This window comes from Streptomyces sp. NPDC031274, from assembly GCF_055570235.1.
Window position 1 is genome coordinate 95,435 of record NZ_JBVIHP010000004.1, and the last position, 22,260, is coordinate 117,694.

Genomic DNA, 22,260 nt, shown 5'->3' on the forward strand with positions numbered 1-22,260 from the left:
AGGGAAGCGTGGTTTGTTCGCCTGTCTAACCTCAGGGGGGGCTCGAGGAGGGGGAAGACAGCGCCGGAAGAAGCGGCTTGTGCCCTCCGTCCCCCCCCCCCCCCAGCCCCTTCTTCATGGATGAGTTGTCGATGCGTTCGCGACCTCACGCCGCGTCGGGGCCGTAGACCTCCACGCTGTCCGAAACACGACGCACGTGGATGCAGTCGCCGGGGCACTCCTTCGCCGAGTCCGCGACGTCACGCAGAAGCGTCGGCGGAACGGGCGTTGTGGCGCCCGGCGTCTGCAGGAGTTCGTCGTCACCGCTCTTCACATAGGCCAGACCGTCGATGTCCAGCTCGAAGACCTCGGGCGCGTACTGGGCGCAGATGCCGTCGCCGGTACAGAGGTCCTGGTCGATCCAGACCTCCAGGAGATCGCGCCCCTCAGGGCCGGTCCCAGACTCGTTCTGCACGGTCATCTCTCCTGCCGATCGCTGCGTCGAGCGAACCGACTTGAGGACAAGTCGGGCCAGCCCTGACGGGTGTTGAACACTTCGACGATACAACCGGCCGCTTTCCGATGTTGTTGGGTGGGTATCCCTCTGGTGTGAGGGAGAGCGCAAGGGTGAAGATCGGACACACCTCGACCGTCTTTGTGATCTAGGGGTTTCAATCGACACCCACCCAGGTAGGGTCTGGAAGCGTCCAGCTCCCCTTGGAGGAGGTGAGGACCGTGGCAGCCCACGACGACGACATCAACCGCGGCATCCGGCCGGGGCGAGGGTCTGAGGACCCCGCCGGCCAGGTTGCCTATCTCGAGCAGGAAATCGCCGTCCTGCGACGTAAGCTCGCCGACTCTCCGCGTCATACGAGGATTCTCGAAGAGCGGATCGTCGAGCTGCAGACAAATCTGGCCGGCGTATCCGCACAGAACGAGCGGCTCGCCAACACGCTCCGTGAGGCCCGCGACCAGATCGTGGCCCTCAAGGAGGAAGTCGACCGGCTCGCGCAGCCGCCGGCCGGCTTCGGAGTCTTCCTCATGGCGAACGAGGACGGCACGGCCGACATCTTCACCGGGGGCCGCAAGCTCCGGGTGAACGTCAGCCCCAGCGTCGAGCTCGAAGAGCTCAGGCGCGGCCAGGAACTCATGTTGAACGAAGCGCTCAACGTGGTCGAGGCCATGGAGTACGAGAGCGTGGGGGACATCGTCACCCTCAAGGAGATCCTTGAGGACGGCGAGCGTGCCCTGGTGGTCGGGCACACCGACGAGGAGCGGGTGGTGCGGCTCGCCGAACCACTCCTCGACGTCACCATCCGCCCCGGCGACGCACTCCTGCTCGAACCCCGCTCCGGGTACGTCTACGAAGTGGTTCCCAAGAGCGAGGTCGAAGAGCTCGTCCTCGAAGAGGTACCGGACATCGGCTACGAGCAGATCGGCGGTCTGGGCAACCAGATCGAACTGATCCGCGACGCGGTCGAACTGCCCTACCTCTACCCGGACCTCTTCAGGGAGCACGAACTGCGGCCGCCCAAGGGCGTCCTGCTGTACGGGCCTCCCGGCTGCGGCAAGACACTGATCGCGAAGGCCGTCGCCAACTCCCTTGCCAAGAAGGTCGCCGAGGTGACCGGAGCGGCAGCGGGGAAGAGCTTCTTCCTCAACATCAAGGGCCCCGAGCTCCTCAACAAGTACGTCGGCGAGACCGAGCGTCACATCCGCCTGGTCTTCCAGCGTGCGCGGGAGAAGGCGAGCGAGGGGACCCCCGTCATCGTCTTCTTCGACGAGATGGAATCCCTCTTCCGCACCCGCGGATCCGGAGTCAGCTCGGACGTGGAGAACACCATCGTCCCGCAGCTGCTCGCCGAGATCGACGGCGTGGAAGGCCTGGAGAACGTCATCGTCATCGGCGCCTCCAACCGCGAGGACATGATCGACCCCGCGATCCTGCGGCCCGGACGACTCGACGTGAAGATCAAGATCGAGCGCCCCGACGCCCAGGCGGCGAAGGACATCTTCGCCAAGTACCTCACCGAGCGGCTCCCGCTGCACGCGGACGACCTCGCCGAGCACAGCGCCGACCGGCGCACCACTGTGGACGGCATGATCCAGTCGGTCGTGGAGCAGATGTACGCGGAGTCCGAGGAGAACCGCTTCCTCGAGGTGACGTACGCCAACGGGGACAAGGAAGTCCTGTACTTCAAGGACTTCAACTCGGGCGCCATGATCGAGAACATCGTCGGACGCGCCAAGAAGATGGCCATCAAGGCCTTCCTCGACGCCAACCAGAAGGGCATCAGGGTCTCTCACCTCCTGCAGGCTTGCATCGACGAGTTCAAGGAGAACGAGGACCTGCCCAACACCACCAACCCGGACGACTGGGCCCGCATCTCCGGCAAGAAGGGCGAACGGATCGTGTACATCCGTACGCTCGTCACCGGAAAGCAGGGCGCGGACACCGGACGCTCCATCGACACGGTGGCGAACACCGGTCAGTACCTGTAGAAGACAGGGCGGCTGCGGGTGTCCTTCGTGGGTACCCGCAGCTGTCTGTTTTTCAATGGACGCAATGATCTGCCCACCAGCGCAAAGGCGCTCTAGGCTCTTCGGTACCGCCGAGTCGCGCAGTGCGGGGACGGGCACCGCACACGCACCGGAGAACCAGCGGTACTTGAGCGCTGTTCCCGAAGGGGAGCGCCGCCGGGCAAGGAGGGCCGCATGACCGTACGGCGAGTAATGGGCATCGAGACGGAGTACGGCATCTCCGTCCCTGGCCACCCGAACGCCAATGCCATGCTCACCTCGTCCCAGATCGTCAACGCCTATGCCGCGGCGATGCACCGGGCGCGACGCGCCCGCTGGGACTTCGAGGAGGAGAATCCGCTGCGGGACGCACGGGGCTTCGACCTCGCACGTGAGACCGCCGATGCCAGTCAGCTCACGGACGAGGACATCGGTCTCGCCAATGTGATCCTCACCAATGGGGCGCGCCTCTACGTGGACCACGCGCACCCCGAGTACAGCTCACCCGAGGTCACCAATCCCTGGGACGCCGTCCTGTGGGACAAGGCCGGCGAACGCATCATGGCGGAGGCGGCCGAGCGGGCCGCGCAGCTGCCGGGTGCCCAGCCGATCCACCTCTACAAGAACAACACCGACAACAAGGGCGCGTCGTACGGCACGCACGAGAACTATCTGATGAAAAGGGAAACCCCCTTCTCGGACATCGTGCGCCACCTGACGCCGTTCTTCGTCTCCCGGCAGGTCGTCACGGGCGCGGGACGCGTCGGCATCGGCCAGGACGGGCACGAACACGGCTTCCAGCTCAGCCAGCGCTCCGACTACTTCGAGGTCGAGGTGGGGCTGGAGACCACCCTCAAGCGGCCCATCATCAACACCCGGGACGAGCCGCACTCCGACGCGGAGAAGTACCGCCGCCTGCACGTCATCATCGGCGACGCGAACCTCTCCGAGATCTCGACCTATCTCAAGCTCGGCACCACGTCCCTGGTCCTCGCCATGATCGAGGACGGCTTCATCGCGGTGGACCTCGCCGTCGACCAGCCCGTGCGCACCCTGCACCAGGTCTCCCACGACCCGACGCTGGAGCGCCTCATCACGCTCCGTAGCGGCCGCACACTCACCGCCGTGCAGCTCCAGATGGAGTACTTCGAACTGGCCCGCAAGTATGTGGAGGAGCGGTACGGCTCCGATGCCGACGAGCAGACCAAGGACGTTCTCAGCCGTTGGGAAGACGTCCTCGGCCGTCTGGAGAGCGACCCGATGAGCCTCTCCGGAGAGCTCGACTGGGTCGCCAAGCGAGAACTCATGGAGGGCTACCGCCGCCGTGACAGCCTCGACTGGGACGCGGCGCGGCTGCACCTCGTCGACCTTCAGTACGCGGACGTACGGCCCGACAAGGGCCTCTACAACCGCCTGGTGGCCCGCGGCAAGATGAAGCGCCTCCTGGAGGAGCCTCAGGTCGAGCGCGCCCAGACGAAGCCCCCGGAGGACACCCGTGCGTACTTCCGCGGCCGCTGTCTGGAGCAGTACGCGGACGACGTGGCCGCGGCCTCCTGGGATTCGGTCATCTTCGACCTGCCGGGCCGCGACTCGCTCCAGCGTGTGCCCACACTGGAACCACTGCGCGGGACGCGGAATCACGTCAAGGAGCTCCTCGACCGCTGCCGTACGGCGGAGGATCTGGTACGAGTGCTCACCGGAGGCTGAAAGACCCGGCGTGTGGGAATCATCGAGGTGGTCCCCGGACGTTGCAGTAACTACGGGGCCGATGTCAGACCTGGCTTATAGGGTCTGATCAAGTGCATCGAACCGAACGAGCGGGGTGAGGTAGATGGCGACCAAGGACACCGGCGGCGGACAGCAGAAGGCGACGCGTTCCACCGAGGAGGTCGAGGAGCAGACAGAGGAAGCACAGGGCTCCGAAGACCTCAAGGAGCGCCAGGAGAAGTTGAGCGACGACGTGGACTCCGTCCTGGATGAGATTGACGACGTCCTCGAGGAGAATGCTGAGGACTTCGTGCGAAGTTTCGTTCAGAAGGGCGGGCAGTGACCGGCTTCGCCTTCGAATCAATGGTTCGGTGGTGGGGGTGCCTGAGTGACTGAGGGCCCGGAGACGAAGCGTTGCTCGCGGTGTCAGGACGACAGGCCGCGAGCGGCCTTCGCACGAAACAAGTCGGCCCGCGATGGCCTTCAGGCGTACTGCCGAGAGTGCTGGGCGGCCTACCATCAGAAGCGTCAGGTGGCCAGGGGTAAGAATGTGCGACCGCGGGTGGCAACGCCAGAGGGGCACAAGTACTGCCGTAGTTGCGGTGTGACGAAGCCCCACAGTGAATGGCACCGCAATGCGACCGCTTCTGACGGGCTTTCGACAAGCTGCAAGACCTGTCGAGCCACCAAGGGACGGGTCGGCCATCTGAAGCGCCAGTACGGCATGACCGAAGCCGACCGCGAAGAGATGATCGCCTCCCAGATGGGGATCTGCGTGATCTGCCTCAATGCCCCGGCCGTTCATGTGGATCACTGCCACGAGACGGGTAAGGTCCGAGGCGTACTGTGCTTCAACTGCAATTCGGCCATCGGCAAGTTGGGGGATGATCCCGACACTTTGCGGCGGGCCGTCACTTACCTGGAAGGAAACGCGTGGAAGCCAACACTCGTAGCACCGGGCGTCTACCGGCTGCCTTCCTGACGCCTGGTTCCTCGTCCTTCATGGACTTTCTGTCCGAGCACCAGCCCGACATCCTGCCGGGCAACCGGCAGTTGCCGCCCACGCAGGGCGTGATCGAGGCGCCGCACGGCACGACGATCGTGGCGACGACGTTCCCCGGCGGAGTGGTGCTCGCCGGTGACCGGCGGGCGACCATGGGCAATGTCATCGCGCAGCGCGACATCGAGAAGGTCTTCCCGGCCGACGAGTACTCAGCGGTCGGTATCGCGGGCACCGCCGGTCTCGCCGTGGAGATGGTCAAGCTCTTCCAGCTGGAGCTCGAGCACTTCGAGAAGGTCGAGGGTGCCACGCTCTCCCTGGAGGGCAAGGCGAACCGTCTTTCGACGATGATCCGGTCGAACCTGGGGATGGCCATGCAGGGCCTGGCCGTCGTCCCGCTCTTCGCGGGGTACGACGTGGACCGCGAGAAGGGCCGCATCTTCTCGTACGACGTCACGGGCGGCCGCTCCGAGGAGCACGGCTTCGCGGCCACCGGCTCCGGTTCGGTCTTCGCGCGCGGTGCGATGAAGAAGCTCTACCGCAACGACCTGTCGGAACAGGAAGCCACGACGCTCGTCGTCCAGGCGTTGTACGACGCCGCGGACGACGACTCGGCGACGGGTGGTCCGGATGTCGCTCGCCGCATCTATCCGATCGTCACTGTGATCTCCGACGAGGGTTTCCGGAGGCTGGGAGATGAGGAGTCTTCCGAGATCGCCCGCTCGATCCTTGAGCGGCGCCTGGAGCAGCCCGACGGCCCGCGGGCCGCGCTGCTCTGATCGATCCGTATTCGCCACTGACTGAGTCACTGACAGAAAGGGACGGATAGCCGGTGTCGACGCCGTTCTATGTCTCACCCCAGCAGGCCATGGCCGACCGGGCGGAATACGCCCGCAAGGGCATCGCCCGTGGTCGCAGCCTTGTAGTGCTGCAGTTCGCCGATGGCATCGTGTTCGTCGGCGAGAACCCGTCCCGTGCGCTGCACAAGTTCAGCGAGATCTATGACCGGATCGGCTTCGCGGCCGCCGGCAAGTACAACGAGTACGAGAACCTGCGGATCGGCGGCGTGCGGTACGCCGATCTCCGTGGATACACCTACGACCGTGACGACGTGACGGCCCGTGGGCTCGCGAACGTCTACGCCCAGACGCTGGGCACGATCTTCTCGAGCCAGGCGGAGAAGCCGTACGAGGTCGAGCTGGTCGTCGCCGAGGTGGGCGCCACGGCTGACTCCGATCAGATCTACCGGCTGCCGCACGACGGTTCGATCGTGGACGAGCACGGCTCGGTCGCGGTCGGCGGCAACGCCGAACAGATCAGCACGTATCTCGATCAGCGGCATCGTGACGGGATGTCGCTCGCCGAGGCGCTGAAGCTGGCCGTGCAGTCGCTCTCCCGCGACACGAACGGCAGCGACCGGGAGATCCCCGCGGAGCGGCTCGAAGTGGCGGTGCTCGACCGTACGAGGCCGCAGCAGCGGAAGTTCAAGCGGATCGTCGGGCGTCAGCTCGCGCGGCTGCTCGAAGGCGGCGCATCGGCCCCCACGGACGCCGAGTCCGACAACGAAGAGCCGGATGCCGACTCCGACGAGCAGTAAGCCGAGAAGCAAGTAGTTCGGTGTGGCGTACGCCCCGTGTTCCGGCCCTGCGGCCGGGGTGCGGGGCGTACGCGTGTGCGGCCCTAGCGGGCGGCGGGGGCCGTCGAGCCGCGGGTCACCAGTTCGACGGGAAGGGTGTCGGTCCGTGGCGTACGGCCGTCGAGGACGGCGAGCAGGGACGTCATGCCGCGTTCGCCGAACTGCTCCGCGGGCAGCCGCACGGTGGTGAGTTCGGGTTCCACGGCGGTCGCCAGGGTGAGGTCGTCGAAGCCGGTCACCGAGAGGTCCTCGGGTACGCGCAGGCCGAGGCGGCGGGCCGCCTTGCAGGCACCCGCGGCGAGGATGTCGTCGTCGCAGACGAGTGCGGTGGGCCGGGGCCCGGGGGCGCGCAGGGCGGCCTCAGCGGCCGTGCGGGCCTCGTCGACGGTGAGGCGTGCCCGGGCGGTGCGTACGGCCGCTCCGGTGCCCCTCAGCGCCGCTGCGAGGGCGTCGGAGCGTACGTCGAAGGTCCAGGAGTCGACGCCCGCGGCGAGGTGCAGGAAGTCGCGGTGGCCCAGGGCGAGCAGATGCTCGGTCACCTGGCGCATGCCGTCGCCGATGTCGAGGTTGACGGTGGCCGCGCCGAGGCTGTCCGCCGGGTCGCTGTCGAGCATGACAAGGGGCAGCGCGTCGCCCTGGATGGTGGCGAGGGCGTCGGAGGCCATGGAGGACGCGAGGACGCCGTCGAGGGCGGCCCGGCTGGAGTCGAAGGGATCGCGGGCGGGGCCGACGCCTTCGGGGGAGGGATAGAGGACGACTCCGACGCCGTGCTCGGCGGCGACGCGGGCGGCTCCGGTGTAGACGCGGGCGAAGAACTCGTTCGTGAGGGCGGGGACGACGAGGAGCGCTGTCCTGGTGCGGCCGAGGCGGAGGTTGCGGGCGGCGAGGTTGGGGCGGTATCCCAGCTCGCGCGCGGTGGCCCTGACGCGCTCGGCGGTGCGCTCGGCGACGCGGCCGCGCCACTTCTCGCCGAACACCAGGGAGACGGTGGCCTGGGACACCCCGGCGGCGCGTGCGACGTCGCGGCTCGTGGGGCGTGGGCCCCCGGCTTCTTGCTGCGGTCCGGCCACCGGCACCTCCCAGATCGTGCCCGCGGGACGGGGCAGCGGTGGACCCGTGGACAGCGCACATGGTACGTATGACGCTCGAAGTTATACGTAACACCTAGGCGCGTCAGCGCGGGGGAGGGAGCATCACATGGCTTCCGGATACGCGGAGATCCTCCGTGCGCGGTACGTGACGCGGCTGCTCGCGGGCACCTTGGTGGGGCGGCTGCCGAACGCGACCGCGCCGATCGCCATCGTGCTCTTCATCCGCGCCGAGGGAGGGTCGTACAGCCTGGCGGGAGCGCTCGCCGCGGTCTACGGGGTGGCCAACGCCGTCGGACAGCCGCTCCTCGGACGCCTGGTGGACCTCTACGGCCAGCCGCGCGTGCAGCTGCCCGCGGCGCTGCTCTCCGCCCTCGGCATGGCGGCCTTCGCCTTCACCGGCCCCGACGCGCTCGCCCTCGCCTACGCTTCGGTCGCCGCGGCGGGTCTGACCACGCCACCCCTGGAGGGCGGTCTGCGGGCGCTGTGGCCGAGCGTCCTTCGCGAGGAGAAGCAGGTGCACGTCGCGTACGCCATGGACGCGGTGGCGCAGGAGATCATGTTCACCGTGGGGCCGCTCCTGGTCACCGGATGCGTTGCGCTCTGGTCGGAGCAGGCCGCGCTGCTCGTCGTCAACGCCGTCGGAATCCTGGGTGCCCTCTCCGTGGTGGTCTCCAAGCCCTCGCGCGCGTGGCGCTCGGCCGACCGCGAGGCGCACTGGCTCGGGGCGCTGCGCTCACCCGGGCTCCTCGCGCTCCTCGGCGCGTATCTCTTCGTCGGCGTGGCGCTCGGATCCATCAACGTCGCCGGTTCGTCGTACGCCGACGGGAACGGCGGTGACGCCGTGTACGGGTGGCTCATCGCGGCGGTGGGGTTCGGCGGGCTCGTCGGCGGTGTGGTGTACGGGGCGCGGGAATGGAAGGGCGTACCGGAGAAGCGGCTCACCGTGCTCGTCGCGCTGCTCGCCGTCGGCTACCTGCCCCTGATGCTCACGCCCGGCGCGGTCGCGATGACGCTGCTCGCGGCTCTCGCCGGGGTCTTCCTCGCGCCCTCCCTGGCATGCGCGTTCATCGTCGTCGACCGGCACGCTCCGGCGGGCACGGTCACGGAGGCGTTCTCCTGGCTGGTGACCACCTTCATGGTCGGCGCGTCCCTGGGGACGGCGGGCGCGGGCCCCGTCGTCGAGTGGGGCGGGACCACGGCGGGCTTCGTCATCCCCGGGGTCGCCGGGGTGGCCGCTCTGCTGGTTCTGCTGGCCACGGCGCGGACGCTCGTACTCCCCGCTGAAACGGCGGTGGTTGCGGGTTCATCCGAAAATGATCGAAACGGTGCCGTCGAACCCGGTTTCAGGGCAGGGCATCAGGCGTAATGTTCAGTCATGGACCGCCGCATTTTCGGGCTGGAGAATGAGTACGGCGTCACGTGCACGTTTAGGGGACAGCGCCGTCTGTCGCCTGACGAGGTGGCGCGCTACCTCTTCCGCCGTGTTGTCTCATGGGGCCGCAGCAGCAACGTCTTTCTGCGGAACGGCGCCCGCCTCTATCTTGACGTCGGGTCACATCCGGAATACGCGACACCGGAATGTGACAACGTGACCGAGCTGGTCACCCACGACAAAGCGGGCGAGCGCATTCTGGAAGGCCTGCTCGTCGACGCCGAACGCCGCCTGCACGAGGAGGGAATCGCGGGCGACGTCTATCTCTTCAAGAACAACACCGACTCGGCGGGAAACTCCTACGGCTGCCACGAGAACTATCTGGTGGCCCGGCACGGGGAGTTCTCGCGGCTCGCGGACATCCTCATTCCCTTCCTCGTCACGCGACAGCTGCTGTGCGGCGCGGGCAAGGTGCTGCAGACTCCGCGCGGCGCCGTGTACTGCGTCAGTCAGCGTGCCGAGCACATCTGGGAAGGGGTCTCCTCCGCGACCACCCGCTCCCGGCCGATCATCAACACCCGCGACGAACCCCACGCGGACGCCGAGCGCTACCGCCGGCTGCACGTCATCGTCGGCGACTCGAACATGTCCGAGACGACCATGCTCCTGAAGGTCGGCGCCACCGACCTCGTCCTGCGCATGATCGAAGCGGGCACGGTGATGCGGGACCTGACCTTGGAGAACCCGATCCGGGCGATCCGCGAGGTCAGTCACGACATCACGGGCCGCCGCAAGGTGCGCCTGGCCAGCGGCCGCGAGGCCTCCGCCCTCGAAGTACAGCGCGAGTACTACGAGAAAGCCGTGGACTTCGTGGACCGCCGCGGCATCCGCACGGGCACCGTCGAGCAGGTCCTCGAGCTGTGGGGCCGCACGCTCGACGCGATCGAGGCCGAGGACCTCGACCGCATCGGCACCGAGATCGACTGGGTCATGAAGTACAAGCTCATCGAGCGGTACCGGGCGAAGAACAACATGACCATGTCGCATCCGCGGGTCGCGCAGATAGACCTCGCGTACCACGACATCCACCGCCGCCGCGGGCTGTACTACCTCCTGGAGAGGAAGGGACAAGCCGCCCGCATCTGCAACGACTTGAAGATCTTCGAAGGCAAGTCGGTGCCGCCGCAGACGACCCGCGCGCGGCTGCGCGGCGACTTCATCCGCAGGGCCCAGGAGCAGCGCCGCGACTTCACGGTCGACTGGGTGCACCTGAAGCTCAACGACCAGGCACAACGCACCGTGTTGTGCAAGGACCCCTTCCGGTCGGTGGACGACCGGGTGGAGAAACTGATCGCCGGTATGTAAGCCCAGATGCAGGAGATGCGTTGCGGGAACGCAACGCGGGGCGCCGTACGTTCCTCGTACGGCGCCCTTCTCCATGCGTAGAGTTGCGCGCACGCCAACCGACAAGATCGACCGATACGAGGCCCCCACCGTGCGCCGACGCTCACTTCTCCTTGCTGTTCCGGCAGGCCTGCTCACGCTGGCCGGCTGTGGTGACGACAAAAAGGCCGACAAGGCCAAGTCCAGTGACAGTCCATCCCCTTCCAACTCGTCGTCGGCCGCGCCGACGGCGAAGATCGTGGACGGGCCGCTGCCCGAGATCACGAAGGGGACGAAGTTCGGGCAGAAGCCGACCGTCGCCAAGGGGCCCGGCAAGGCGTCCTCCGACCTCGCGGTGAAGACCCTGGTCGAGGGCAAGGGCGACGTGGTCAAGAAGGGCGACTACCTCCAGGCGAACTACCTCGGCCAGATCTGGGCCACGGCCAAGGTCTTCGACAACTCGTACGACCGCGGCAACCCCACGGTCTTCCCGATCGGCGTCGGTCAGGTCATCCCCGGCTGGGACCAGGCCCTGGTCGGCAAGAAGCTCGACAGCCGCGTGCAGCTCGCGATCCCGCCGAAGATGGGTTACGGCACCGAGGGCAACAAGCAGGCGGGCATCAAGGGCACGGACACGCTGGTGTTCGTCGTGGACCTCGTGGGCACCTTCAGCAACAAGAGCTCGGCCAAGGGCAAGGAGGTCGCGCAGTCCAACATCGACCTCCCCAAGGTCGGTACGAACACGGACGGCAAGGCCCCCTCGGTCGAGGTCCCGAAGAAGAAGGACGCCCCCGAGAAGCTCGTCGCGACGTACATCCTCGAGGGCGACGGCGACGAGATCAAGGAGACCGACAGCCTCCTGTGCCAGTACAAGGGCGTGCTGTGGGCCGACGGCAAGGAGTTCGACTCCTCGTACAAGAGCGGCCAGCTCGCCTCGTTCCAGCTGGCGCAGGTCGTCAAGGGCTGGGCGCAGGGTCTGACCGGCAAGAAGGTCGGCAGCCGCGTCCTGGTCGTCGTCCCGCCGAAGCTCGGTTACGGTGACAAGCCGCCGCAGGGCAGCACCATCAAGAAGGACTCCACGCTGGTCTTCACCGTGGACATCCTCGCGAAGATGTAAGACTGTCCCGGCCGGTCATTCGTATCAAGCAGGAGCATTAAACGTGAGCATCGAGAAGCCCGAGATCGACTTCCCCGACGGTCCGGCCCCCACCGACCTCGAGATCGTGGAGATCTGGGAGGGCGAAGGTCCGGAGGCCAAGGCGGGCGCCACCGTCTCCGTCCACTACGTGGGTGTGGCTTTCTCCACCGGTGAAGAGTTCGACGCCTCCTGGAACCGCGGCACGCCGCTCCAGTTCCAGCTCGGCGCCGGCCAGGTCATCGCCGGCTGGGACCAGGGTGTCCAGGGCATGAAGGTCGGCGGACGCCGCCGGCTGACCATCCCCGCGCACCTGGCGTACGGCGACCGCGGCGCCGGTGGCGGCCGTATCGCGCCCGGCGAGTCGCTGATCTTCGTCTGCGACCTCGTCGGCGCCTGAGCGACGACTGAGGTCAGGGTCTGATCAGACCTGCCCACTGAGGGCCCATGCCTGTTCCGGCATGGGCCCTTCCGTCTCCCACCACCACCCTCAACGGATTCCCTTCGGGATGCCCCCCCTTCCTCTGAGCTTTCACCAAGACACCCCGGGGCGGTACGGTCGGCGGTCGGAAGTCATGTGGAGAAAGGGCGTCGATGGCCATTGCCAAGGCCGAGCGGCTGATGAACCTGGCGCTGTGTCTGCTCGGGACCCGGCGGCCGCTCAGCAAGCGCGAGCTGCGCGAGTCCATCGAGGCCTATCTGGAGGCGGGGTCCGACGACTCCTTCAACCGGATGTTCGAGCGCGACAAGGACGATCTGCGCGAACTCGGCCTGGTCATCGAGACGGTGGAGAACCTCGACGGCGAGGTGGGCTATCTCGCGCGCCGCGACAGCAACCGCCTGCCGCCCATCACCATCGACGCCGAGGAAGCCGCCGCGCTCGGCCTCGCGGCCAAGGTCTGGCAGCAGGCCCGGCTCGCCGGAGCCGCCAGCGGCGCCCTGCAGAAGCTGCGCGCCGCCGGACTGCCCGAGGACGTCGACCCGTACGAGGCGCACAGCGCCCTCGAGCCGCGCATCCCCGTGCACGAGGCGTCCTTCGAGCCGCTGATGCTGGCCTGCCGCGACCGGCGGCCGGTCGTCTTCGACTACCGCAAGGCCACCGCGGCCCGCCCCGAGCCCCGCCACGTCGAGCCGTGGGCCCTTGAGTGCTGGCGCGGCCACTGGTACCTCGCGGGCTGGGACCGCGACCGCGGCGCCGAGCGCGTCTTCAGGCTCTCCCGCATCACCGGAAAGGTCCGCGCCCGCGCGGGGAAGTTCACCGCCGACATCCCCGATGTGGTCACGGTGCGTGAGACCGTCGCGAGCTGGGCGGGGGAGAGCGCCGACCGCTCCGCCCTGATCAGACTGCGTACGGGCGCGGGCTATCCGCTGCGCGCCAAGGCTGCCCGCATACGCGAAGTGGGCGAGGGATGGGACGAGTTGGAGATTCCGTACGGGCACGGGCTCGACGCCTGGCTGGTGGAGTTCGGGCCCGATGTGGTGGTCCTTGAGCCCGCCGAGCTGCGGGCCGACGTAGTGGACCGGCTGCGCGCCGTGGCCAAGGGCTGAGGGGACGTACGACCATGGCCTCGAACGCCATCGACCAGACCCGCCGGATGCTCTCCCTGGTCACCTACCTGCGCGAGCGCCCGGGCGCCCACGTCAGTGACGTGGCCCGCGCCTTCGGGATCACCGAGGACGAACTGATCTCGGACCTGGACGTGCTGCCGCTGTGCGGGACCAGTTTCCGCGGCGGCGATCTCCTCGACATCGACACCGACGGCGACCGCATCTGGTGGCACAACCCGGACGACGTGGCGGCACCCCTGCGGCTCGCCGCCGACGAGGCCACCGCGCTCCTGGTGGCCGCCCGCGCGGTCTCCACCCTCCCCGGCCTGCGCGAGAGCGACCGGCAGGCGCTCCTTCGCGCCACCGCGAAGCTGGAGGCGGCGGCCGGTGAGAACGCGGGCGCGAGCGCGCGGCTCTCGGTGACCTTCGAGTCCGAGGGCGGTGTCTTCGCCGACGTCGACCGCGCCATCTCCGAGCGGCGCAGGCTCTGGCTGCGCTACTACTCGCCCGCGCGCGACGAGCTCACCGAGCGCGAGGTCGACCCGATCCGGCTCTTCGCCGTCGGGCACACGTACATGGAGGCGTGGTGCTACCTCTCCGAGGCGCGCCGCACCTTCCGCCTCGACCGGGTGGCCGAGATCAAGATCCTGGACGAGCCGTCCTCGCCGCCCGAGGTCGAACTGCGGGACCTCTCCGAGGGGCTCGTGCAGCCCGCCGCCGAGGACCCCGAGGTGGTCGTCGAGGTCGGGCCCGGCGGCCGCTGGGTCGCCGAGTACTACCCCCACGACAGCGCCGATGAACTCCCCGACGGGGGCCTGCGGATCACGCTGCGCACCCCGGACCCCACCTCGCTGCGCAGGCTCGCGCTGCGGCTCGGCGGGGACGGGCACATCGTCTCCCCGGCGGATCTCGCGGACAGCGCGCGCAAGGCGGCGCGCGAGGCGCTCGCGGCCTATGACGAGCACGACAAGCACCCCGGCGGGTCGTACGACAGGCAGGAGCAAGGGCGTTGAACACCAGCATCTTGTCCGAGATTCCCGGAATGTCGAGAATTGCCCCCGTGCTTTTCAAGGCCGCCTGCCCCGACTGCCGAGCCCGCTTCGAACTCTCCGCGGGCTCTCTGCGGCTGGCGATCGGCGCCTCGGCCCGCACCACCTTCTACTCGTTCACGTGCCCCGAGTGCGGCACCGCGGTGCGCAAGCCCGCCGGTGAACGCATCGTCGAACTCCTCACCGGCGGCGGGGTGCGGACGCTGCGTCTGCACTCGACCGTCTAGGCTCGGCGCATGTTCTGGGCGATGCTGGCGATTGCCGCGGGGTTCTGTGGCCTCGCCGTGCTCGGCGTACTGGCGATTCGGGTCTTCATCGAGGCGCAGCGCCTCAGCAGTCAAGTGACGCAGACCACACAGCGGATCAACCGCGCCGCGGAGGATCTTGAGGCAGCTGCGACGGGTGTGGCCCGAGCGAGCCGGGACACCCTCTAGAGCCGGTGAATCCTGACGGTGCGGCTGAGACGCGTATCGACCCCGCGGCCTGTCAACTTCCCTTGTCCGGCGGGTACGCTGCTGAAGTGGCCCGGAGTGCGAGGCGCGGGCCGCAACTGGGAGTACGCACAGGGATTGCCCTGCGTTCACCCCTGAGCGTTACGATCGCTGCCAGCACGGTGGCCGGACAGCCAAGTCCGGCCTGTCCGGCAGCCCCGCCCCTGCCGCCTCGGTGAGAAGGTAAAGACCTATGTTCGGAAAGATCGGCGCCCCCGAGATCATTCTCATTCTCGTCGTCATCGTTCTGCTGTTCGGCGCGAAGAAGCTTCCCGACATGGCCCGGTCGCTCGGCAAGTCCGCGCGCATCCTCAAGAGCGAGGCGAAGGCGATGAAGTCGGACGGGAAGAAGGACGAGGCCGCCCCGGCCGACCCGCCCACCGACCCCGCCGCCGCTCAGCCGCGCACCATCCAGGCCGCGCCCGGCGACGTGACCAGCTCCCGTCCGGTCACCGAGCCCACCGACAGCACGACTAAGCGCTGATCCAAGGCCGGCGACGGCCGGCCTGCCGCACGAGATGAGGACGTGGGTTGCTCAAGTCTGCCCGCAAGAAGGAACAGGATCCCGAGGGGCGGATGCCTCTTGCGGAGCACTTGCGCGAGCTCCGCAATCGGCTCGCGAAGGCCGTGCTGGCCATCATCGTCGTCGCGATCGTCGCCGCGTTCTTCTACAAGGACATCATCGAGTTCTTCACGGACCCGATCCTGAAATCCGTGGGATGCGAGTCCAGCTTCGCCGAGCTGGCGGCGACGGGCGGCCACGAGACCTGCGCGCGCATCGTCCTGAACGGTCTGCTCACGCCGTTCACGCTCGCCCTCAAGGTGTCCTTGATGGCAGGCATGGTGCTCGCGGCGCCGGTCTGGCTCTACCAGCTCTGGGCGTTCGTCGCGCCCGGTCTGCACCGCAGCGAGAAGAAGTACGCCTACGGGTTCGTGGGAGCGGGCTTCCCGCTGTTCCTCGGCGGCGGCTTCTTCGCGTACAAGACGCTGCCGACGATGGCCCGCGTGCTGCTCGACTTCTCGCCGGGCGGTGTCGACAACCAGCTGCCCCTCGACGAGCTGCTCGACCTGGTCACCCGCATGGTGATCGTCTTCGGCCTCTCCTTCGAGCTTCCGCTGCTCCTGGTGATGCTGAACCTCACCGGGGTGCTCTCCGGCAAGCGGATGCTCGGCTGGTGGCGCGGCATGATCATGGGCATCACGGTCTTCGCGGCCGTGGCGACGCCCAGCACCGACCCGCTGACGATGATGATGCTCGCCGGACCGATCTGGGTGCTCTACTTCGCGGCCACCGCCTTCTCGCTCCTCAACGACCGGCGCAAGGCCAGGGTCGAAGCGGCAGGACCCGATGACGACGAGGCCTCCGACCTGGACCTCACCCCTGAGGACGTCGACGAGATCGAACCCGTGTCCGCGAACCGTGCGCTGCCCGAGCAGGCGAGCGCCGACAGCACGAACCGAGATCGGGTAAACGGTTTCGACGACGTGACCTGATCTTGTAAGGTCCTCCCGCACACTCCGTCCGGGGGGACCCTCAGTGACCAGCGAGATCACTCTCTTCGTCAATCCCACCGCGGGCCGCGGCCGGGGCGCCCACGCGGCGCAGCCGGCCGCTTCCGCGTTGCGGGCAGCGGGCTTCTCCGTGCGCACGGTCATCGGCGAGGACGCCGCCGACGCGCTGCGCCGGGCCCGTGACGCCGTCGACGCCGGTACGGGCGCGCTGATAGCCGTCGGCGGCGACGGCATGGCGAGCCTCGCGCTGCAGGCGGTCGCGCAGACGCCCACCCCGTTGGGAGTGATCGCCGTGGGCACCGGCAACGACTTCGCGCGTGCCCTCGGGCTTCCGGTGCGCGACCCGGCCGCGGCGGGGGCGGCCGTCGCCGACGCGCTCGACGCGGGGCGCGCGCGGGACGTCGACCTGGGGCGGGTGGGCAAGACGTGGTTCGGCACCGTGCTCGCCTCCGGCTTCGACTCGCGGGTCAACGACCGGGGCAACCGGATGCGCTGGCCCACAGGACGCTTCAAGTACGACCTGGCGATGGCCGTCGAGCTGGCCGCCTTCCGGCCCGTCCCGTACCGGATCACGCTGGACGACGGCCGGGTCCACGAGGTCGACGCGACGCTCGTCGCCGTGGGGAACGGACCGTCGTACGGCGGGGGCATGAAGATCTGCGCGCGGGCCGACATGAGCGACGGCCTCTTCGATGTCACGGTCGTCGGCGACTGCAGCCGTACGACACTCCTCAAGGTCTTCCCGCGGGTCTACAAGGGCACACACCTCGACCATCCCAAGGTCACCGTGTTCCGGGCCGCGAAGGTGGAGCTCGCCGCGTCGGGCGTCACCGGGTACGCGGACGGGGAGCAGCTCGGGGGACTGCCGCTGACGGCGGAGTGCGTGCCGGGGGCCGTGCGGATACTCGGGCCCGAGGAGCCGCGGGTACCCCAAGACGGATAATGATCGTCCGTTGTCAGTGGTGGCCGGTAGTCTCGAAAGCACGATGACAGAGGACCTCTCACCGGCCGAGCGGTACGCGGCGGCGCGCGAGCGCGCTGTCGAGCAGGCCACCGCACTCGCTGGCTTCCGCGAGATGTACGAATTCGGCCTCGACCCCTTCCAGATCGACGCCTGTCGGGCGCTCGAGGCGGGCAAGGGTGTACTCGTGGCCGCCCCCACGGGCTCGGGCAAGACGATCGTCGGCGAGTTCGCCGTGCACCTTGCCCTGTTGCAGGGCAAGAAGTGCTTCTACACGACGCCCATCAAGGCGCTCTCCAACCAGAAGTACGCCGACCTCTCCAGGAGATACGGCGCGGACAAGGTCGGTCTGCTGACCGGCGACAACAGCGTCAACTCCGATGCCCCGGTGGTCGTGATGACCACCGAGGTGCTGCGGAACATGCTGTATTCGGGCTCGCAGTCGCTGCTGAACCTCGGCTATGTGGTGATGGACGAGGTGCACTACCTCTCCGACCGCTTCCGTGGCGCCGTCTGGGAAGAGGTGATCATCCACCTCCAGGAGTCGGTGACGCTGGTCTCCCTGTCGGCGACCGTCTCGAACGCCGAGGAGTTCGGCGACTGGCTCGACACCGTGCGCGGCGACACGCAGGTGATCGTCTCGGAGCACCGGCCCGTCCCGCTGTTCCAGCACGTCCTGGCCGGACGCCGGATGTACGACCTCTTCGAGGAGGGGGAGGGCCAGCGCAAGGCCGTCAACCCCGACCTCACGCGCATGGCGCGGATGGAGGCCAGCCGTTCGTACAACCCGCGTGATCGCCGCAAGGGCAAGATGATCCGCGAGGCCGACCGCGAGCGCGAGCGCAGACAGCGGTCGCGGATCTGGACGCCGGGCCGGCCCGAGGTCATCGACCGGCTCGACTCCGAGGGTCTCCTTCCCGCGATCACGTTCATCTTCAGCCGCGCGGCCTGCGAGGCCGCCGTGCAGCAGTGCCTGCACGCGGGACTGAGGCTGAACGACGAGGACGCGCGGGCACAGGTCCGCGAGATCGTCGAGGAGCGCACGGCCGCCATCCCGGACGAGGACCTGCACGTCCTTGGTTACTACGAATGGCTGGAAGGCCTTGAGCGCGGCATCGCCGCGCACCACGCGGGCATGCTGCCGACCTTCAAGGAGGTCGTCGAGGAGCTCTTCGTGCGCGGGCTCGTGCGCGCGGTCTTCGCCACCGAGACCCTCGCGCTGGGCATCAACATGCCCGCGCGCAGCGTGGTGCTTGAGAAGCTCGTCAAGTGGAACGGCGAGCAGCACGCGGACATCACGCCCGGTGAGTACACCCAGCTGACCGGCCGTGCCGGGCGACGCGGCATCGACGTCGAGGGCCACGCGGTGGTCCTGTGGCAGCGCGCCATGAGCCCGGAGCACCTCGCGGGCCTCGCCGGTACGCGTACGTACCCGCTGCGGTCCAGCTTCAAGCCGTCGTACAACATGGCGGTGAACCTGGTCGAGCAGTTCGGGCGGCACCGCTCGCGGGAGCTCCTGGAGACGTCCTTCGCGCAGTTCCAGGCCGACAAGTCGGTCGTCGGGATCTCCCGGCAGGTTCAGAAGAACGAAGAGGGTCTTGAGGGCTACAAGGCCTCGATGACCTGCCACTTGGGCGACTTCGACGAGTACGCACGCCTGCGACGCGAGCTGAAGGACCGGGAGACCGAGCTCGCCAAGCAGGGCGCCAACCAGCGCAGGGCCGCGGCCGCCGCCGCCCTGGAGAAGCTCAAGCCCGGTGACGTCATCCACGTGCCGACCGGGAAGTACGCGGGCCTCGCGCTCGTCCTGGATCCGGGTATCCCCGCGGGGCGGGTCAACGGCCACCGCGGCTTCGAGCACCAGGACGGGCCGCGCCCCCTTGTCCTCACCTCCGAGCGGCAGGTCAAGCGGCTCGCCTCGATGGACTTCCCGGTGCCGGTCGAGGCCCTGGAGCGGATGCGCATCCCGAAGTCGTTCAACGCGCGCTCGCCGCAGTCGCGCAGGGACCTGGCGTCCGCGCTGCGCACGAAGGCCGGGCACATCGTGCCGGAGCGCCACCGCAAGGGGCGCGCGGTCGCCGCCGACGACCGCGAGATCGCCCGGCTCCGTACGGAGTTGCGGGCGCACCCCTGCCACGGGTGCGACGAGCGGGAGGACCACGCCCGGTGGGCCGAGCGCTACTACCGCCTGCGGCGGGACACCGTGCAGCTGGAGCGGCGCATCGAGGGGCGCACGAACACCATCGCGCGGACCTTCGACCGGATCGTCGCGCTCCTGACCGAGATGGACTATCTGCGGGGCGACGAGGTCACCGAGCACGGCAAGCGGCTCGCCCGGCTCTACGGAGAGCTGGACCTCCTTGCGAGCGAATGCCTGCGGGAGGGCGTGTGGGAGGGGCTCAGTCCGGCTGAACTGGCCGCGTGTGTCTCGGCGTTGGTGTTCGAGGCCCGGATGGCTGACGACGCGCTCGCCCCCAAGCTGCCCTCGGGGAAGGTGAAGGCCTCTCTCGGCGAGATGGTGCGGATCTGGGGGCGGCTCGATGCCCTTGAGGAAGAGTTCAAGATCAACCAGGCCGAGGGGGTCGGGCAGCGGGAGCCGGATCTCGGCTTCGCCTGGGCGGCGTACATGTGGGCGTCGGACAAGGGCCTCGACGAGGTGCTTCGGGAGGTCGAGATGCCTGCGGGGGACTTCGTCCGGTGGTGCAAGCAGGTGATCGATGTCCTTGGACAGATCTCAGCCGCCGCTCCCCGCGAAGGGTCGACCGTGGCCAAGAACGCCCGCAAGGCCGTGGATCAGCTGCTGCGGGGTGTGGTGGCGTACAGCTCTGTCGGGTGACGATGGGTGGGGGCGGGCCGAGGGGCGGCCCCGGCGTCGGAGTCGCCGGTGGAACGGATTCACTGGCGCAAGCGCTGTTGTGCCTCTTCCTCGGCGGCGTCAAGTGCGGGCTCGAGTGTGGCGAGCGCGGAGCGGAGCAGGTCTGGTAGCGAGCCGGACGGCACGACGAGCCCGCCGGTCGTGAGGGGCGCGGCCGGAGGTTGGAGCCACTGCTGGAGTGAGACCCGAACCGCAGCCGCCACGCTCGCCGCGAGCACGCGGGGGGCGAGCGTGCCGGTGCGGCCGAGGCGCTGGTCGATCGCAGCGGCGAGGGGGTCTTCGATCGCCGCCGCGGTGTTGAGGAACGTGTCGCGCAGCGCGGGACTGGCGGTGATCAGCAGCAGCTCGTCGTGGTCACGCGGTTCGGTGTACTGCTCCAGGATCGCTTCGGCCAAGGCGTCGGCGAGGCGAGTGTGGGCGGGCCCGGCTGCGACGGCCGCGGCGACCCGGGATTCCCGTTCGGCGGTGACGGCGGCGACGATCGCCTGTTCGCGACTGGAGAAGTAGTTGTTGTAGGTCCTCGGCGAGACCCCGGCCGCCTCGGCGATGTCGTCGACGCGGACGTTGTCGGGCCCGTGCTTGAGGGCCAGTCGAAGTGCTGCCTCGCGCAACGCCACTCGGGTGGCCTGCTTCTTCTCCTCGCGCAGCCCGGTCCGCCTCGTCGTCACCCTCGCAGTGTCCCAGCCTGAGTGCGTGCACGCAAACTTGCCTCCACGAAAACTTGCGTGCACGCAATATTTGCTTCTACTCTCTGGCCCTCTACAGAAAGGTCAGACCCATGCGAGCCAAAGGCATCTGCTACGACACCGGCTTCCTCCGCGACGGCAGCAGCTCCCGGGAGCACTTCGACCCCGACCTGGTCAAGAAGGAGCTGACCATCATCCGCGATGATCTCCACTGCACCGCCGTCCACATCACCGGCGGCGACCCGGGCCGTCTGGAGCTCGCCGCCCGTCACGCCGCCGAGCTCGGACTGGAGATCTGGTTCTCGCCGTACCCGCTGGAGCTGACGACCGACGAGATCCTCACCCTGATCGCTGACTGCGCGGAGCGGGCCGAGCGGCTCCGGGCGCGGGGAGCCGAGGTCGTGTTCGTTACCGGCGCTGAACTGAGCGTCATGAACGACGGGTTCCTCGAAGGCGAAAGCACCGAAGAGCGAATCGGCTGGCTGCTGAGCGACCCGGCCCTTCGGCCCGAGAGAATCGCCGCAGTCGGCACCCGCCTCAACATCTTCCTCCGCGAAGCCGTGGCGGTGGTCCGCGAGCACTTCCACGGCAAGGTCACCTACGCCGCCATCCAGTTCGAAGCCGTCGACTGGGACTTGTTCGACTTCACGACCTTCGAACTCATCCGATCCGCGGAGGTGGCCGACCGATTCCGAGATGCCGTGCGCAGCCTCGTCGCACAGCCCAAACCGGTTGCCATCACTGGCTTCGGCACCGCCACCTGGCGCGGCGCGGGTGACGTCGCACCCCGCAGCATGGAAATCCTCGAAACCGACGAAGCCACCGGGGCGCCGCTCCGGCTGACCGGGGAATACGAGCGCGACGAGGCCGGCCAAGCGGCATACCTGAGCGAACTGCTGGAGATCTTCGACAGCGAGGGTGTCGACAGCGCCTTCGTGTTCCTCTTCGCGCTGTACAACCTGCCCCACCGCCCCGACGGCGATCCTCGCGACGACCTCGACCTCGCCAGCCTCGGCATCGTCAAGATCCTCGAAGACCGCCACGGCGACACCTATCCCGACCTGCCCTGGGAGCCCAAGGCCGCCTTCGCCGCGGTCGCCGACCACTACCGCGACTGAGTCCGCTGGGGATCAAGACGTGGGGGGCGGGACACAGCGGCGGCCAGTCCCCGGTCGAGGCGCTTGTCCCCGGAGCCGGGTAGGCCGACCGTCGCGCCCTGTGCCTCCCGCACGGCATGGCGTTGCCTTTTCGGCGAGAACTACTGAGACCCCACGCCCTCAGACCCCATGCCCTCAGACCCCATGCCCTCAGACCT

General features: G+C 68.3%; 22 protein-coding genes. 19 read left to right on the forward strand and 3 right to left on the reverse strand.

Features of this window, described 5'->3' with window-relative positions:
* Positions 1–145 precede the first annotated feature (145 nt).
* Entirely contained in the window at positions 146–460 is a 315-nt protein-coding gene (locus ACZ5CR_RS08610; RefSeq protein WP_468855019.1) for a ferredoxin, read from the reverse strand.
* Positions 461–714: 254 nt separating this feature from the next.
* Between ACZ5CR_RS08610 and arc the strand changes: the two genes are divergently transcribed.
* The 6 genes from arc (at position 715) to prcA (ending at position 6,803) form a co-directional block, all read left to right on the forward strand.
* Positions 715–2,481 (forward strand): proteasome ATPase, encoded by a 1,767-nt coding sequence (gene arc, locus ACZ5CR_RS08615; RefSeq protein WP_468855020.1) that lies wholly within the window; start codon positions 715–717, stop codon positions 2,479–2,481.
* A 213-nt stretch (positions 2,482–2,694) separates the two neighbouring features.
* Positions 2,695–4,206 carry a depupylase/deamidase Dop gene (dop, locus tag ACZ5CR_RS08620; protein ID WP_468855023.1) on the forward strand — a complete coding sequence of 504 codons (1,512 nt, stop codon included), beginning with the start codon at positions 2,695–2,697 and terminating at the stop codon, positions 4,204–4,206.
* A gap of 124 nt (positions 4,207–4,330) precedes the next feature.
* Entirely contained in the window at positions 4,331–4,549 is a 219-nt protein-coding gene (locus tag ACZ5CR_RS08625; protein WP_249590985.1) for a ubiquitin-like protein Pup, read from the forward strand.
* A 45-nt stretch (positions 4,550–4,594) separates the two neighbouring features.
* The gene (locus ACZ5CR_RS08630; RefSeq protein WP_468855025.1) at positions 4,595–5,188 is read left to right on the forward strand and encodes an endonuclease VII domain-containing protein; all 594 of its coding nucleotides are present in this window, start codon (positions 4,595–4,597) and stop codon (positions 5,186–5,188) included.
* Positions 5,140–5,985 (forward strand): proteasome subunit beta, encoded by an 846-nt coding sequence (gene prcB / locus ACZ5CR_RS08635; RefSeq protein WP_389911817.1) that lies wholly within the window; start codon positions 5,140–5,142, stop codon positions 5,983–5,985. The genes ACZ5CR_RS08630 and prcB overlap by 49 nt, the downstream gene beginning before the upstream one ends.
* Before the next feature lie 53 nt (positions 5,986–6,038).
* Positions 6,039–6,803, forward strand: coding sequence for a proteasome subunit alpha (gene prcA / locus ACZ5CR_RS08640; protein ID WP_468855028.1), 765 nt, complete (start codon positions 6,039–6,041; stop codon positions 6,801–6,803).
* A gap of 83 nt (positions 6,804–6,886) precedes the next feature.
* On the opposite strand, the gene ACZ5CR_RS08645 is transcribed toward prcA, so the two are convergent.
* Positions 6,887–7,912 (reverse strand): LacI family DNA-binding transcriptional regulator, encoded by a 1,026-nt coding sequence (locus tag ACZ5CR_RS08645; RefSeq protein ID WP_468855030.1) that lies wholly within the window; start codon positions 7,910–7,912, stop codon positions 6,887–6,889.
* Positions 7,913–8,039: 127 nt separating this feature from the next.
* On the opposite strand from ACZ5CR_RS08645, the gene ACZ5CR_RS08650 reads away from it, so the two are divergent.
* The 12 genes from ACZ5CR_RS08650 to ACZ5CR_RS08705 all read left to right on the forward strand — a co-directional run bounded on the left by ACZ5CR_RS08650 (position 8,040) and on the right by ACZ5CR_RS08705 (position 20,220).
* Positions 8,040–9,299, forward strand: coding sequence for an MFS transporter (locus tag ACZ5CR_RS08650; protein ID WP_468855033.1), 1,260 nt, complete (start codon positions 8,040–8,042; stop codon positions 9,297–9,299).
* A gap of 9 nt (positions 9,300–9,308) precedes the next feature.
* Positions 9,309–10,670, forward strand: a complete 1,362-nt coding sequence (pafA, locus tag ACZ5CR_RS08655) for a Pup--protein ligase (RefSeq protein WP_055550703.1) — start codon at positions 9,309–9,311, stop codon at positions 10,668–10,670.
* A 130-nt stretch (positions 10,671–10,800) separates the two neighbouring features.
* Positions 10,801–11,805 (forward strand): FKBP-type peptidyl-prolyl cis-trans isomerase, encoded by a 1,005-nt coding sequence (locus ACZ5CR_RS08660; protein WP_468855515.1) that lies wholly within the window; start codon positions 10,801–10,803, stop codon positions 11,803–11,805.
* Between the two features lie 43 nt (positions 11,806–11,848).
* Positions 11,849–12,223 (forward strand): FKBP-type peptidyl-prolyl cis-trans isomerase, encoded by a 375-nt coding sequence (locus tag ACZ5CR_RS08665; RefSeq protein ID WP_468855034.1) that lies wholly within the window; start codon positions 11,849–11,851, stop codon positions 12,221–12,223.
* A gap of 194 nt (positions 12,224–12,417) precedes the next feature.
* Positions 12,418–13,371, forward strand: coding sequence for a helix-turn-helix transcriptional regulator (locus ACZ5CR_RS08670; protein ID WP_389911832.1), 954 nt, complete (start codon positions 12,418–12,420; stop codon positions 13,369–13,371).
* A 14-nt stretch (positions 13,372–13,385) separates the two neighbouring features.
* Positions 13,386–14,384: a helix-turn-helix transcriptional regulator gene (locus ACZ5CR_RS08675; RefSeq protein ID WP_389911835.1), complete on the forward strand. Its 999-nt coding sequence runs from the start codon at positions 13,386–13,388 to the stop codon at positions 14,382–14,384.
* A gap of 29 nt (positions 14,385–14,413) precedes the next feature.
* Entirely contained in the window at positions 14,414–14,647 is a 234-nt protein-coding gene (locus ACZ5CR_RS08680; protein ID WP_383284939.1) for a hypothetical protein, read from the forward strand.
* 9 nt (positions 14,648–14,656) lie between these two features.
* Positions 14,657–14,854 (forward strand): hypothetical protein, encoded by a 198-nt coding sequence (locus ACZ5CR_RS08685; RefSeq protein ID WP_383284936.1) that lies wholly within the window; start codon positions 14,657–14,659, stop codon positions 14,852–14,854.
* 250 nt (positions 14,855–15,104) lie between these two features.
* On the forward strand, positions 15,105–15,395 hold the full coding sequence (gene tatA / locus ACZ5CR_RS08690) for a Sec-independent protein translocase subunit TatA (RefSeq protein ID WP_468855038.1): 291 nt from the start codon (positions 15,105–15,107) through the stop codon (positions 15,393–15,395).
* Positions 15,396–15,442: 47 nt separating this feature from the next.
* Entirely contained in the window at positions 15,443–16,405 is a 963-nt protein-coding gene (gene tatC / locus ACZ5CR_RS08695) for a twin-arginine translocase subunit TatC (RefSeq protein WP_468855040.1), read from the forward strand.
* Between the two features lie 43 nt (positions 16,406–16,448).
* On the forward strand, positions 16,449–17,366 hold the full coding sequence (locus ACZ5CR_RS08700; protein WP_468855043.1) for a diacylglycerol kinase: 918 nt from the start codon (positions 16,449–16,451) through the stop codon (positions 17,364–17,366).
* A 43-nt stretch (positions 17,367–17,409) separates the two neighbouring features.
* Positions 17,410–20,220 (forward strand): DEAD/DEAH box helicase, encoded by a 2,811-nt coding sequence (locus ACZ5CR_RS08705; RefSeq protein ID WP_468855045.1) that lies wholly within the window; start codon positions 17,410–17,412, stop codon positions 20,218–20,220.
* 59 nt (positions 20,221–20,279) lie between these two features.
* Here the strand turns inward: ACZ5CR_RS08705 and ACZ5CR_RS08710 are convergent, their stop codons facing one another.
* Complete coding sequence (locus tag ACZ5CR_RS08710; RefSeq protein ID WP_468855047.1) at positions 20,280–20,927, reverse strand: TetR/AcrR family transcriptional regulator; 648 nt, start codon at positions 20,925–20,927, stop codon at positions 20,280–20,282.
* Between the two features lie 110 nt (positions 20,928–21,037).
* On the opposite strand from ACZ5CR_RS08710, the gene ACZ5CR_RS08715 reads away from it, so the two are divergent.
* Entirely contained in the window at positions 21,038–22,063 is a 1,026-nt protein-coding gene (locus tag ACZ5CR_RS08715) for a hypothetical protein (protein WP_468855049.1), read from the forward strand.
* Positions 22,064–22,260: the final 197 nt, after the last annotated feature.